This window comes from Microvirga pakistanensis, from assembly GCF_004458765.1.
Classification (GTDB): Bacteria; Pseudomonadota; Alphaproteobacteria; order Rhizobiales; family Beijerinckiaceae; genus Microvirga; species Microvirga pakistanensis.
Window position 1 is genome coordinate 1 of the sequence record NZ_SPJX01000273.1, and the last position, 223, is coordinate 223.

Below are 223 nucleotides of genomic sequence, written 5' to 3' on the forward strand. Positions count from 1 at the left end.
CTCGCCCCACGGGCAGTTCATGGGTGAAGCGATCGGCGCCAACGCCGACACCGCCTTGAAGCGGCCGGGGTTGCGCAGCGCGATCGTCAGCGCCCCGTGCCCGCCCATGGACTGGCCCATGATCCCCTGCCGCTCCAGGTCGGCCGGCAGGTTCTCCGCAACCAGAGCCGGCAGCTCCTGCTCGAGATAGGAGCGCATGCGGTAGTGCCTGGCCCAGGGGGCC

At 71.3% G+C, this 223-nt stretch carries 1 protein-coding gene; it reads right to left on the bottom strand.

Translation table 11 applies throughout. The features are described 5' to 3' along the window. Window positions 1–223 (bottom strand): alpha/beta hydrolase-fold protein (locus E4K09_RS15225; RefSeq protein WP_166802341.1); only part of this gene is annotated, 223 nt, incomplete at both ends.